The organism is Trinickia dabaoshanensis (assembly GCF_002879885.1).
GTDB lineage: Bacteria > Pseudomonadota > Gammaproteobacteria > Burkholderiales > Burkholderiaceae > Trinickia > Trinickia dabaoshanensis.
This window is the reverse complement of the sequence record NZ_PNYA01000001.1, coordinates 242,182-254,459: the sequence shown is the minus strand read 5'-3', so window position 1 is coordinate 254,459 and position 12,278 is coordinate 242,182. Positions and strand designations below refer to the sequence as shown.

Annotated in this window: 13 protein-coding genes; 5 read left to right on the top strand and 8 right to left on the bottom strand. The window is 63.2% G+C overall.

What is annotated here, in order from left to right:
* Nucleotides 1–251: 251 nt before the first annotated feature.
* From C0Z18_RS01170 to C0Z18_RS01155, 4 genes are all read right to left on the bottom strand, one after another.
* A complete protein-coding gene (locus C0Z18_RS01170) occupies nucleotides 252–755 on the bottom strand; it encodes a helix-turn-helix domain-containing protein (RefSeq protein WP_158244184.1) in 504 nt (167 codons plus the stop codon).
* A gap of 21 nt (nucleotides 756–776) precedes the next feature.
* Complete coding sequence (locus tag C0Z18_RS01165) at nucleotides 777–1,184, bottom strand: type II toxin-antitoxin system RelE/ParE family toxin (RefSeq protein ID WP_102643518.1); 408 nt, start codon at nucleotides 1,182–1,184, stop codon at nucleotides 777–779.
* 258 nt (nucleotides 1,185–1,442) lie between these two features.
* Complete coding sequence (lplT, locus tag C0Z18_RS01160) at nucleotides 1,443–2,741, bottom strand: lysophospholipid transporter LplT (RefSeq protein WP_102643517.1); 1,299 nt, start codon at nucleotides 2,739–2,741, stop codon at nucleotides 1,443–1,445.
* Between the two features lie 139 nt (nucleotides 2,742–2,880).
* On the bottom strand, nucleotides 2,881–3,681 hold the full coding sequence (locus C0Z18_RS01155) for an inositol monophosphatase family protein (protein WP_102643516.1): 801 nt from the start codon (nucleotides 3,679–3,681) through the stop codon (nucleotides 2,881–2,883).
* Nucleotides 3,682–4,030: 349 nt separating this feature from the next.
* Between C0Z18_RS01155 and C0Z18_RS01150 the strand changes: the two genes are divergently transcribed.
* Both C0Z18_RS01150 and cysE read left to right on the top strand, forming a co-directional pair.
* Nucleotides 4,031–4,855, top strand: a complete 825-nt coding sequence (locus C0Z18_RS01150; protein WP_233216819.1) for an RNA methyltransferase — start codon at nucleotides 4,031–4,033, stop codon at nucleotides 4,853–4,855.
* A 206-nt stretch (nucleotides 4,856–5,061) separates the two neighbouring features.
* Nucleotides 5,062–5,850: a serine O-acetyltransferase gene (cysE, locus tag C0Z18_RS01145; RefSeq protein WP_102643514.1), complete on the top strand. Its 789-nt coding sequence runs from the start codon at nucleotides 5,062–5,064 to the stop codon at nucleotides 5,848–5,850.
* 96 nt (nucleotides 5,851–5,946) lie between these two features.
* Here the strand turns inward: cysE and C0Z18_RS01140 are convergent, their stop codons facing one another.
* The 4 genes from C0Z18_RS01140 to C0Z18_RS01125 all read right to left on the bottom strand — a co-directional run bounded on the left by C0Z18_RS01140 (nucleotide 5,947) and on the right by C0Z18_RS01125 (nucleotide 8,698).
* A complete protein-coding gene (locus tag C0Z18_RS01140) occupies nucleotides 5,947–6,759 on the bottom strand; it encodes a UDP-2,3-diacylglucosamine diphosphatase (RefSeq protein ID WP_102643682.1) in 813 nt (270 codons plus the stop codon).
* Between the two features lie 26 nt (nucleotides 6,760–6,785).
* Complete coding sequence (locus C0Z18_RS01135; RefSeq protein WP_102643513.1) at nucleotides 6,786–7,280, bottom strand: peptidylprolyl isomerase; 495 nt, start codon at nucleotides 7,278–7,280, stop codon at nucleotides 6,786–6,788.
* Nucleotides 7,281–7,359: 79 nt separating this feature from the next.
* The gene (locus C0Z18_RS01130; protein WP_102643512.1) at nucleotides 7,360–7,941 is read right to left on the bottom strand and encodes a peptidylprolyl isomerase; all 582 of its coding nucleotides are present in this window, start codon (nucleotides 7,939–7,941) and stop codon (nucleotides 7,360–7,362) included.
* A gap of 40 nt (nucleotides 7,942–7,981) precedes the next feature.
* Nucleotides 7,982–8,698, bottom strand: a complete 717-nt coding sequence (locus C0Z18_RS01125; RefSeq protein WP_102643511.1) for a tetratricopeptide repeat protein — start codon at nucleotides 8,696–8,698, stop codon at nucleotides 7,982–7,984.
* A 229-nt stretch (nucleotides 8,699–8,927) separates the two neighbouring features.
* Here C0Z18_RS01125 and cysS point away from each other — a divergent pair, with 229 nt between their 5' ends.
* The 3 genes from cysS to C0Z18_RS01110 all read left to right on the top strand — a co-directional run bounded on the left by cysS (nucleotide 8,928) and on the right by C0Z18_RS01110 (nucleotide 12,251).
* A complete protein-coding gene (gene cysS / locus C0Z18_RS01120; protein ID WP_102643510.1) occupies nucleotides 8,928–10,325 on the top strand; it encodes a cysteine--tRNA ligase in 1,398 nt (465 codons plus the stop codon).
* A gap of 50 nt (nucleotides 10,326–10,375) precedes the next feature.
* Complete coding sequence (locus C0Z18_RS01115; protein ID WP_102643509.1) at nucleotides 10,376–11,185, top strand: DNA-3-methyladenine glycosylase family protein; 810 nt, start codon at nucleotides 10,376–10,378, stop codon at nucleotides 11,183–11,185.
* A gap of 94 nt (nucleotides 11,186–11,279) precedes the next feature.
* A complete protein-coding gene (locus C0Z18_RS01110; protein WP_102643508.1) occupies nucleotides 11,280–12,251 on the top strand; it encodes an acetyl-CoA carboxylase carboxyltransferase subunit alpha in 972 nt (323 codons plus the stop codon).
* Nucleotides 12,252–12,278: the final 27 nt, after the last annotated feature.

Below are 12,278 nucleotides of genomic sequence, written 5' to 3'. Positions count from 1 at the left end.
TCGTTCGAACGGCCTATCTTTGCCTTGCGGGTGAACGCAGGCGCGCGATCGAACAGGTTAGGCGCCGGTGGTCGAAGCGAGGTCCAGAGCAAGATCCGTATTTTAGGGGATTCGAGGATCGAGAACCTTGGTTTTGCCCTGGCGCCCAAACTGGCCGATAGGGCGCGCCGCCCAGAGCGGCATCCAGTCCCGGAAGGGTTGCTGACTATTGCGCCCGCAGGAGACGGTTACCTGTGCTGGCGGCTAGATGATCAACGAGCGCGTCGAGCGGTTACTTTCTTTTTCGCGGGAGTCGCGGAGGTGGTGGCTCGCCTACGCGGAGCATGTTTGGTCGCCGCAGCCGCTTTGCGAACGGTGGAGTTGGGCGGCGCGCGCCGGACGCTCGCTTGGGCCGATCCGCCATTTTCAGCGAGGAGGTTCTCGATGCCTTTCGATGGATCGAAGTTGGTCAGCGCATAACGGTCCCCGTTTTTCGCGACGAGGACCATTTCAAGTTCCATTCCCAGCGTCTTGAGGAACTTCTTGAACGTCGAGAGATAGATGTCCTGGCGCTTTTCTAGTTGGGAGATAGCGTTTTGCTTGACGCCCAACTTTTCTGCCACATGCACCTGGGTTTTGCCCAAGGCCTTGCGGATGGCGCCCAGATTGCCTGCCTCACGCAGCATTTCTTCGATCTTGCTGTTTGCTGCGGCACGGATTTCGGCCTGCTCCGCTTCGGGCAGTTCGTTCAGTATCTCGTTCAGTGTCCGTCCCATCTTCGCTTCCCTTTTTTGCATTCAAGCGGGCCGTTTCACTGCCACGTTGGCCGCCTTCCCGACGTTGATCAAACTGGCCAAATGACGATCGAATCGAGCGTTCGCGACTTGGAGCAGCCTTTTGTAGAACAACTTTTCGTTGATACCTTGCTTGTCTCCCGCAACCAGCATGATGGCCTTGCGCATTGGATCGAAAGCGAACGCTACTCTCCAAACCTCTACTGCGCCGTTTGCGATGAAACGCAGTTCTTTCATGTTCGGATGCTTAGCGTTGGACAGCGTTCCCACGTAAGGCCTGCCGGCTTCCGGACCCATTTGCTGGACCGCCAACGCGGTCGAGAGCAGCTCTCTTCGTACTGCCGGATCAAGTCGCCGAAACTCGGGCTCGAATTCCTCGTGGAACACGACAGTCCAGTTGTCTGGATTCAATAATCATCTCCGCGTGATATTACGTCAAGGTGATATTTTGGCGCAAGAGGTGGTGACCGAAGCCGTAGCTTGGCCCCTGTGCTGGTTAGCGATGCGCATTATGGCGGGAGACTGACGTTGAGCGGCGCGGGATGCGGTCCTTGGGCTGACAGCGAGTCGGGGTGGGGCTATCGGCTTGCGACGTGATTGCGGAGCGATAAGAACATTTCCGAGATGGTCCTAATCGGACAATCCGCGTTTTGAACCGCGTGGGCCTCCTCACTCGCCGATCATCGCCCGCACGTCGACCTTTCTCGCGTTGACTGTACTGCGCCGTTTGGCGAGCCAAATCATCGTGCAGACGAACGTGCCGAACGTCACGATGATCCATTGCACCGGCATGTTCGCGCGCAACAGCAACGCATACGCGCCGAGCATCAACAACACCGCGAGATTCTGATTGAAGTTTTGCACGGCGATAGAGTGCCCGGCCGTGATGAGCGTGGCCCCGCGATGCTGCAACAGCGCGTTCATCGGCACGATGAAATACCCGGCCAAGCCGCCGAGCGCGATCATGACCGGGTAGGCCATGAGGATATACGCGGCGATGAAGTGATCGGCCACATGAAGCCCGGCCGTGGGCGGGAACAGCCATTTGCCGTAGAACGCCATGGCCCCCGCGACGACGCCCGCCGCGATGCCGACGGGCAGGACCTTCAACGAGCGCGCGAGCGGCACGAGGGCTGCGGCGGCCGCCGCGCCGAGCGCGATCCCGATACCCGTGGCGCCTTGCATGAGCGCGGCCTTCGAGAGCGACAGCCCGAGATTCACGTTGGCCCATTTCAGCACGAGCAATTGCAGCGTGACGGCGGCACCCCACATGAGCGTCGTGACCCATAGCGCGATTTGCGCGAGCTCGTCGCGCCACAGCAAGTTGAAGCAGTCCACGAACTCGCCCACGAGCCGCTGCGGCTCGCGCAGGCGGTTCGCGTAGCGCGCGCCGGTATCGGGAATGCCGATGTTGATGAGCGCCGCGAGCGCGTAGACGAGCATGACCGCGAACATCGCGAAATCGGGGGCGTCGTGAACCAATGGCCAATGCCGTCCGCTCACTAGACGCTGCGCGATCGGGCTAATGAGCGCACCGCCGAGCGCGGTGCCGAGGATCGTCGACAACACTGTCGCGGATTCGAGCCACGCGTTGGCGGCGACGAGCCGTGCGGCAGGCAGCAATTCGGTCAGAATGCCGTACTTGGCGGGCGAATAAGCGGCCGCGCCGATACCGACCACGCCGTACGCGAGCATCGGATGCACGCCCGCGAGCATCATCGCGCAGCCGAGCGCCTTGAGCGCGTTGGCCGCAAACATCACGTGGCGCTTTTGCATGGCATCGGCGAACGCGCCCGCAAACGGCGCCAGCACGACGTACGACGTCGTGAACAGGATTTGCAGCAGGGGCGTGAACCAATTGGCCGCATGCATCGCGCCGAGCAGCGCGATCGCGGCGATCAGCAGTGCGTTGTCGGCCAGCGACGAAACGAACTGCGCGGCGATGATGGTGTAAAAGCCTTTTTTCATCCGACGGGCCGAGCCGTGAGGGCGCTCGGAAAAAAAGGAAGACTCGTAAGGAAAAAGGCGGCCTGAGCCGCCTTTGGTCATGCACCGCGCCGCGCTCGCGTCATGCGGCGAGCGCGGGCCGCCCGTTCGTGGGCAGCGCTTAGTCCTTCTGCACCGTGCGGCTGTAGGCGTTCAAGATCTGCACCATCTGCGCATAGATCTTGGGATTGCCCGCGACGATTTCGCCGACCTCCAGGAACTCCGAGTCGCCCGTGTAGTTGCCGACGAGACCGCCGGCTTCCGTGATCAGCAGGCTGCCTGCCGCCATGTCCCACGGACTCAAACCTTGTTCGAAGAATCCGTCGAGGCGACCGGCCGCGACGTTGGCAAGATCGAGCGCCGCCGCGCCGGGGCGGCGCAGCCCCGTGCATGCGCGCGTCATTTCGGCAAACAGGCGGCAGTACGCTTCGATTCGATCGTCTTCGCGGAACGGGAAGCCCGTGCCGATCAGCGCGTCGCCGAGACGATCGCGCCGGCCGACACGAATACGCCGGTCGTTCAGATAGGCGCCGCGGCCGCGCGAGGCGGTGAACAGATCGTTGCTGTTGGGATCGTAGACGACGGCTTGCGTCACGACGCCGCGGTGCGCCAGCGCGATCGACACGCCGTAATAGGGCAGGCCGTGGATGAAGTTGGTGGTGCCGTCGAGCGGATCGATGATCCAGACGTAATCGGATTCGTTTTCGGAGCGGCCCGATTCCTCCGCCAGAATCGCATGATCGGGGTAGGCGGTTTTGAGCGTATCGATGATGGCCGCTTCGGCTGCTTTGTCGACTTCCGTCACAAAATCGTTGTGCTGCTTCTTGCTGACTTGGACCAGTTCCAAATCGAGCGAGGCGCGGTTGATGATTTGTCCGGCGCGGCGGGCGGCCTTGACTGCAATGTTGAGCATCGGGTGCATAAAACGGATTCCTTGTACCGCGGCGTTGCAAGCGCTGCGACGGGTGGGCCAAACCGCCCGGAATGCGCGGGCATTCCGTCGACGAAAGCGAATTGAAGAAGAGCAATGTGCGTGCGCGCGGCGGACGATTGCACGCGCGCAAGACACGAATACCGGGATTTTACCTGAGTCCGGGCCTTCCCGGCTCGAACGTCGGGGACGGGGCGGTCCGCCGCGGCCCGCGGGTCGCCGGCGTCCATCGAGCCCGCCGTTCGCATCGGAGGGGCGGGCGCGATACTATGGCGGTAGCGCGTACTTACGCCATTGCCCGTTTCCGGTTTTCATCCAGTCAGTCACCTTGAATCAGTCAATCTCGCATTCGCCGTCGGTCACCGTCCATACCTGTGCGTCGGGCCCCCAGGGCGGTTTCACCTCGACGTTGTTCGTGCTCGTCGAGCCCAGCCATCCCGGCAACGTCGGCGCGGCCGCGCGCGCGCTCAAAACGATGGGTTTTTCGCGGCTCGTGCTCGTCGCGCCGCGCCTCGCTCACGTGCAAACCGATCCCGAAGCGATTGCCATGGCAAGCGGCGCGGAGGACGTGCTCGCCTCGGCGCGCATCGTCCCCACCATTGCCGATGCGCTGGCCGGTGTGACGTGGTCCGTCGCGCTGACGGCGCGCATGCGCGAATACGGGCCGCCGCAACTCGCGCCGCGCGAGGCCGCAAGCGAGGCTCGCCGGCATGCGCAGGGCGGCGACATCGCATTCGTCTTCGGCAACGAGCGCACCGGTCTGTCCAACGAGCACGTCGAGCGCTGCAGCGCGCTTGCTCACATTCCGGCCAATCCCGCCTATAGCTCGCTCAATCTCGCGCAGGCGATCCAAGTGCTGGCTTACGAGCTACGCATCGCGTATTTGGCGCCCGAATCCGCGCCGGCGGCGGCCGCGCCGGCCGGTGCCGAACTCGCCAGCAGCCGGGCGCCGAACGACGACATCGAGCGCATGTACGTCCACCTCGAAAACGCCCTGATCGCGCTCGAGTTTCTCGATCCGGCCAATCCGAAGAAGCTGATGTCGCGCTTGCGCCGGCTGTTCGCGCGCTCTGGCCTGGAACGAGAAGAGGTCAACATCGTGCGCGGCATCGCCAAGCACATCCTGCTCAAGGCGCGCGCCGGAGACCGCTCCTCCTCGTCCTGAGGCGCCGGGCGGCTGAAAAACACCGAAGGTTGGCGATTGCGGCCGCCAATGTCCCTGTTGCGGGCAGGGTGGATCGTCATACCCTCTGCACGTTTCGCGTCTAGCTCCTACAATCGAACGGCGCCGAATAAGTAAATCGCGCAACGTCATATCGACGTGCCCACTGTCGCGTCCAACCAACGGCCCTTCACCTAGCGAGCCCCACTATGTTCGAGAGACTTCGCGAAGACATTGCCACGATTCGTGAGCGGGACCCCGCCGCTCGCAGTGCTTGGGAAGTGCTCACCTGTTATCCGGGGCTGCACGCGCTCGTGGCCCATCGGCTCTCGCACGCTTGCTGGCGCGCGCGCCGGCGTTGGCTCGCACGGTTCATTTCGCAAGTGGCCCGATTCATGACCGGAATCGAAATCCACCCGGGCGCCACCGTGGGGCGGCGCGTCTTCATCGATCACGGCATGGGCGTCGTCGTGGGCGAGACGGCCGAGATCGGCGACGATTGCACGATCTACCAAGGCGTGACGCTGGGCGGCACGTTGCTCACGCGCGGCGCGAAACGCCACCCGACCCTCGAGCGCGGCGTCATCGTCGGCGCGGGAGCGAAGGTGCTCGGTGGTTTCACGATCGGCGAAAACGCGAAAATCGGCTCGAATGCGGTCGTCGTCAAACCGGTGCCCGCCGGCGCTACGGCGGTCGGCAACCCGGCCCGGGTCGTCCAACCCGCGGATCGCAAGCGCTCACCCGAACACGCGGCGTTTTGCGCGTATGGGATCACACCCAATGCCGAAGATCCCGTCTCTCTCGCGCTGCATGGGTTGATCGATCACGCGGCGAACGAGAAGCAGCGCGTGGACGAGATCGTCGCGGCGCTCGAGCGTTTGGGCGCTCGGCTCGAGGCGCTACAAGGCGCCGATGCGGTGGTGGACTTGCAGCGCCTGTCCGCCGCGATCCAAGGCGCCGCGCATGCGTCCGCCGAGGCACGCACAAGCGTCGGCTGACGCGAAGATCGATCGCGGCTTCCAGGCTTTACGTGAACAGGCGGCGAGGGCAACGCGTCGATCGTTGCCCTCGATGCTCATAGGGGCCGTGCGCGCTCAATCGAGCGGGAACGCGTGGATGCCCTCGGCGTCGATGCGCAGATAGCCGCCGCGGCGCGTACCGTGATCGAGATCCCAATCGGGCAGGACCCAGCGCGTGCCGCTCGTTTCCAAATGACGTGCGGGCTTGTGCGTGTGCCCATGGATCATCGTCGTCGTATGACTCGTGCGAAACAGCGCTTCAACGCCTTGATGCGTCACGTCGTAAAGCGGCGAGGGCGGCCGCGTGCGGCCTTCCTCGCTCGAGGCGCGCATGCGTTCGGCCAGCGCGTGGCGCCATCTGAACGGCCAAGCGAGAAATAAAAGCTGCGCGGCGCGCCAGCGTGCAACGCGCCGGAACGTTTGATACTTCCGATCGGCCGTGCAAAGGGCGTCGCCATGCGCGAGTACGATGCGCGCGCCGAATGCCGTCATCACGAACGGGTCGGGCAGCCAAATGGCGCCGGCCGCCTTCATGAAGCGTTTGCCAAGCAGAAAATCGCGATTGCCGTGCATGACGTACAGCGCGATGCCGCGCTCCGACAACGTGTGCAATATCGCCGCGATGCGGGCGGCGAACGGATCGGCCCGAAGCATATCGTCGCCGATCCAGTATTCGAACAAATCGCCCAGAACGAACACGGAATCGGCACTGTCCGCGGTGACGCGGATGAAATGCTCGAACGCGTCGACCGTGCGAGGGATCGACGTGCTCAGATGCAGATCGGAGATGAGCAAGAGCGGCCGCGGCGCATGAGGGCGCGCGTGGCCGTGCTCGTGCGGCACGCTGGCCTCGACGTTGCGAGGCCCCGCGTCTTGCCGCGCCGAGATGCCGGCATCTCGGATGATGCTCGTGTTCAATCGACCACGACCGCTTTCTCGATGACGACGTCATCGAGCGGCACGTCCTGGTGAAAGCCCTTCGAGCCCGTGCGGACCTTCTTGATCTTCTCGACGACGTCCAGGCCTTCGACGACATTGCCGAACACCGCGTAGCCCCAGCCTTGCGGCGTCGGCGACGTGTGATTGAGGAAGTCGTTGTCGTTCACGTTGATGAAAAACTGCGCCGTGGCCGAGTGCGGGTCGTTCGTGCGCGCCATCGCCACCGAGCCCTTGACGTTCTTCAGGCCGTTGTTCGCTTCGTTGTCGATCGGGGCGTCCGTCGGCTTTTGCTTCATGCCGGGCTCGAAACCGCCGCCCTGAATCATGAAGCCGTCGATCACGCGGTGAAACACCGTGTTGTCGTAATGACCTTTCTTCACGTAATTGAGGAAATTTTCGACCGTCTTCGGGGCCTTTTCGGTGTCGAGCGCGATCTTGATCACGCCGTGGTTCGTATGCAGTTCGACCATGATGAATTCCTTTCCTTTCTGACTATCCAAACTGGATGAAGAGCCGGGCCGGCCTGGCTCGCGCCGGCGCCGGAATGCGTTATTTCGAAACGACGGTTGCCGATTCGATGACGATCGGCTGCTGCGGCACGTCGGACATCGGTCCGCGCGACGTGGTGGGCGTCGCCTCGATCTTCTTTACAACGTCCATGCCCGATACGACCTTGCCGAACACGGCATAGCCGTTGCCGTCCGGGTTCGGATAGTCGAGCCCGGCGTTATCGACCGTATTGATGAAGAACTGCGCCGTCGCGGAGTTCGGATCGCTCGTGCGCGCCATCGCGATCGTGCCCAGGGTGTTCTTCAAGCCGTTGCGGCTTTCGAGCGGAATCGGCGCCCGCGTGGGCTTTTCCGCGTAGCTCGCCGTGTAGCCGCCGCCCTGGATCATGAAGCCCTTGATCACGCGATGAAAGATCGTGCCGCTGTATTGGCCGGATTTCACGTAGTCGAGGAAGTTCGCGACCGTCTTGGGCGATTGCTCGGGATAGAGCTCGAGCTTGATGTCGCCGTCCGTCGTCTTCAGCAGCACTTGCGGGTGCGCGGCAGCGGCATTCGTTTGCGCGAAGGCGGGTGCGTTCGCGATGAGAGCGGCGCTGCCGAGCGCCAACCAAAAGCTTTTCATGTGTGTCCTCAACGTGGATGAGATCGGAGCGAAAGACGCGCTAGTTCGACGGCGCGACGTAAGGCTGAGCGGGGAACGGACCGTTCGATCCGCCGAATTCGACGGCCGGCGAGCTCAGTGCGGGCACCACCTCGCGCGGCTCGGTCACCGCGGCTTTGTTGGGCGCCGCGGCGGGGGCGGCAGCGGGCGTGGAAGCGGGCGGCGACACGATCTTATCGATTTGCGCGACGCGCTGCGCGGCCGCCGGACTCGCTTGTCCCAGGCTTTGGGCGCGACGATACGATTGTTCGGCCAAATGCAGGTAAAGGTCGCCGAGATTTTCGTAGGCGAGCCCGTAGCTCGGGTTGGCCTTCACGGCCGTTTCGAGCGCGGTGAGCGCGTCCTGATAGCGCCCTTGCTTGGCGTAGAGCGTGGCGAGATTGTTATACGGCTCGGGCAGCTCGGGGTACAACTGCGTGAGTTCGGTGAACTGCCGGATCGCATCGTCGTCGCGATTCAGGCGGGCGAGCACGGTGCCGCGCTTGAATTTCGCTTGGGTATCGCGCGGGTGCGAGGCGATGCGCGCATCGAGTTCGACGAGCGCCGCGCTCCAGTTATGGGCGGCGATCGAGGCGTCGATTTGCGGGGTGCCGTCGGCCACCGCCGTCGAGGTTTGCGCATGGGCCGGCGGGCTCGTGAAAGCCGCGAGCGCAAGGCTCAGAACAGAGGCGGCGAAGAGGGCCGCGCGACGGTGCGTGCGGCCGCTGGAAGGTTTCATAGGCTCGTGTCAGGGTGTTATACTCCGGCCCATTCTAACAAAACGTTTGCTGGTTTCCTCCAACGGCAAACGGTCCTCCGCCCGTCGTGGTCGCCTTTCGCGCCGCTCGCTCGAAGCATTCGTCGCGCGAAGACATTCGCACCGCGCAAACCGTTTGCGCTTCATCGCGAAGGTGATGCGAAGCGCGCGGCGCCGAGTGCGGACTGCTCAAGGCTCACGCATCGTCTCTATGGAATCACTGCGCATCTACAACACGCTCGCGCGTGACAAGCAATCGTTCGTGCCGCGCCGTGCAGGCGAAGTGCGGATGTACGTCTGTGGGATCACCGTCTACGACTACTGCCATATCGGGCACGCGCGGTTGCTCGTCGTATTCGATTTGGTGCAGCGTTGGCTGCGCACGCTCGGCTATCGTGTGACATACGTGCGCAACATTACCGACGTCGATGACAAGATCATTCGGCGCGCCGTTCAAAACGGCGAGACGATCAAGACGGTCACCGATCGCTACATCGCGGCGATGTATGAAGATGCCGATGCGCTCGGCGTCATGCGCCCCGATATCGAGCCGCGCGCCACCGATTACATTCCGCAGATGCTGGGCATGATCGACGCGCTCGTGGCGAACGGCTACGCATATCAAGGCAAGGACGGCGACGTCAATTACGCCGTGCGCAAATTCGCCCATTACGGCGCGCTGTCCGGCAAGTCGTTGGAAGACCTGCGCGCGGGCGAGCGTGTCGCGACGAGCGGCGCGAAGCAAGACCCGCTCGATTTCGTGTTGTGGAAGCACGCGAAAGAAGGGGAGCCGCCCGAATGCACGTGGGATTCGAAATACGGCCCCGGGCGGCCGGGCTGGCACATCGAATGTTCCGCGATGGGATGCGCGCTGCTCGGCGAGCATTTCGACCTGCATGGCGGCGGGCAGGATTTGCAGTTTCCGCACCATGAGAACGAGATCGCCCAAAGCGAGGGCGCGACGGGGCAAACGTTCGTCAACTATTGGATGCACAACGGCTTCGTGCAGATCGATAACGAGAAGATGTCGAAATCGCTCGGCAACTTCTTCACGATTCGCGAGGTGATCGCGAAGTACGATCCCGAGGTCGTTCGTTTTTTCCTCGCACGGGCGCATTACCGTTCGCCGATCAATTACAGCGACGTCCATCTCGACGATGCGCGTGCCGCGCTGACCCGGCTGTACACGTCGTTGAAAGACGTGCAGCCCGATAGCGCGCCGCTCGATTGGAGCGAGGCGCATGCGCTGCGTTTCCGCGAAGCGATGAACGACGACTTCAATACGCCCGTTGCCGTGGCCGTGCTGTTCGAACTCGCCACCGAGGTCAATCGCACGCGCGACGCGGGCTTGGCACGACAACTGCGCGCGCTCGCGGGGATTTTGGGATTGCTTGGGCGCGAGCCGCGCGAATTTTTGCAGACGGGAGCGGGCTCGCTCGAGGCCGAAGGGCTCGATGCGGCCGCGATCGAAGCGAAGATCGCCGCGCGCACCGCCGCCAAGCATGCGAAAAACTACGCCGAGGCAGATCGGATTCGAGCCGAATTGCTCGATGCCGGTGTTGCGCTTGAAGACAAACCGGGCGGGCTGACCGAATGGCGCCGCGTATGACGACCGTGCACCGCACGTCGCGCTGATCGACTCGCCAGGCAGGAGGCAAGATGGCAACGGCCAGGAAGGCGCCCGCACGCGCCAGTCGCAAGGGCGACACGCGCGCGACGGTGGCGTCGGCACCGAGTGATACGACCGAGAAGGCGGCCGCCAAGCGCGCCGCCGGCACGAAGAAGGACAGTGGTGTCGCGGCCAAGCCGAACGGCGCCGCGGCGCCTGTTCAGATCGGCGGGCTCGAGCCCGCGGTCACTCGGCCCGCGTACTGGGATCGCGCGTGCGCGGATCTCGTGAAACGCGACCGGATTTTGAAGCGGCTCATCCCGAAGTTCGGCCCCGTGCACCTCGTGAACGGCAGCGATCCGTTCGTGACGCTCGCGCGCTCCGTCGTGGGGCAGCAGGTCTCGGTTCAGGTCGCGCAAGCGGTGTGGGAGCGCATCGAATCGGCGTGCCCGAAACTATCGCCGCAGCAATTCAAAAAGCTCGGACAGGAAAAGCTCGCCGCTTGCGGGTTGTCCAAACGTAAGTCGGACTATCTGCTCGACCTCGCGGAGCATTTCCTGTCGGGCGCGTTGCACGTCGACAAGTGGATGTCGATGGACGACGAAGCCGTGATCGCCGAGCTCACGCAGATTCGCGGCATCGGCAGATGGACGGCCGAGATGTTCTTGATTTTCAACCTCTCGCGCCCCGATGTGTTGCCGCTCGACGATCTCGGCCTCATCCGGGCGATCAGCGTGAATTATTTCAGCGGCGAGCCGGTGACGCGCAGCGAAGCGAGAGAAGTCGCGGCCAACTGGGAGCCCTGGCGCACGGTAGCAACGTGGTATATGTGGCGCAGTCTCGACGGGCTGGCTGAATAGTCTATCGATTTTTATATCCGATAGATTTGCTCGATTGAGAACGGGGCCCGCGCGGTTAGAATACGCGCTGCCGCAAGATTCTAGGAACGAACATATGAAAACGACCTTTCTGGATTTCGAACAGCCCATCGCGGAGCTCGAAGCGAAAATCGAAGAATTGCGCTTTGTGCAAGACGACTCGGCGGTCGATATTTCGGAAGAGATCGAGCGGTTGTCGAAGAAGAGCCAACAGCTCACCAAAGACCTCTATGCGAATCTGTCTCCGTGGCAGGTATCGCAAATCGCGCGACACCCGCAGCGCCCCTACACGCTCGATTACGTGAGCGAACTGTTCACCGATTTCCACGAGTTGCACGGCGACCGCTCGTATGCGGACGACTTGTCGATCATCGGCGGCTTGGCTCGCTTCAACGGTCATCCGTGCATGGTGATCGGCCATCAGAAGGGCCGCGACACGAAAGAGCGCGCGGCGCGCAACTTCGGCATGCCGCGTCCGGAAGGCTATCGCAAGGCCGAGCGGCTGATGCGCCTTGCCGAAAAGTTCAGCTTGCCGATCTTTACGTTCATCGACACGCCCGGTGCGTACCCCGGCGTCGGCGCCGAGGAGCGGGGGCAATCGGAGGCGATCGGCCGCAATCTGTACGTCATGGCAGAGTTGAAGACGCCCATCATCGCGACGGTGATCGGCGAGGGCGGTTCGGGCGGTGCGCTCGCGATCGCCGTGGCCGACAGTGTGCTGATGCTGCAGTTTTCGACGTACTCGGTGATCTCGCCCGAGGGTTGCGCGTCGATCCTCTGGAAGAGCGCGACAAAGGCGCCCGAGGCAGCGGAAGCGCTTGGCTTGACGGCGCATCGATTGAAGGCGCTCGGCCTCATCGATAAGATCGTCAACGAGCCCCTCGGCGGCGCGCATCGCGACATGAAGGGCATGGCGGCGCTGCTGCGCCGTGCGCTGGCCGATACGCTGCGCCAGTTCCAGGGCATGAGCGTGCCCGACTTGCGGCAACGCCGTTTCGAGCGCCTGATGAGCTATGGCAAATACAAGGAATCGTTCCCGGGTGCGTAAGCCGAGCCCGGGGCCGCGCCCGGCATG